Origin of the sequence: Mesorhizobium carmichaelinearum, from assembly GCF_900199455.1 — a bacterium.
GTDB lineage: Bacteria > Pseudomonadota > Alphaproteobacteria > Rhizobiales > Rhizobiaceae > Mesorhizobium > Mesorhizobium carmichaelinearum.
The window spans coordinates 1-470 of sequence record NZ_FZQR01000153.1 but is presented as its reverse complement, the minus strand read 5'-3'; the positions used below and the strand labels follow the sequence as shown (position 1 = coordinate 470).

General features: G+C 38.7%; 1 protein-coding gene. It reads left to right on the top strand.

All coding sequences use genetic code 11. The annotated features are described in order from the left end of the window. Nucleotides 1-470, top strand: a 470-nt coding sequence (locus CKW40_RS46245; protein ID WP_179298325.1) for an asparaginase domain-containing protein, incomplete at both ends; no start/stop codon positions are given.

Genomic DNA, 470 nt, shown 5'->3' with positions numbered 1-470 from the left:
TAATTATATTTCCGCTATTCGCGTTGCCTCTGATGAAAAGGCCCGTCATAAAGGCGTGATGGTTGTATTTAATGATGAAATTCATACGGCGCGTAATGTTACCAAAACACATACGTCTAATACAAACACATTTCAAAGTCCAAATCATGGTCCGCTAGGTGTATTGACAAAGGATCGTGTGCAATTCCATCATATGCCATATCGCCAACAAGCATTGGAAAATGTCAATGACAAACTAAATGTACCATTAGTCAAAGCATATATGGGTATGCCAGGTGACATTTTTAGTTTTTATAGTCGAGAAGGTATCGATGGTATGGTTATTGAAGCGTTAGGACAAGGCAACATACCTCCAAGCGCATTAGAAGGCATTCAACAATTAGTATCTTTAAATATACCTATTGTGCTAGTTTCACGTTCCTTTAATGGTATTGTGAGTCCAACTTACGCATACGATGGTGGTGGTTACC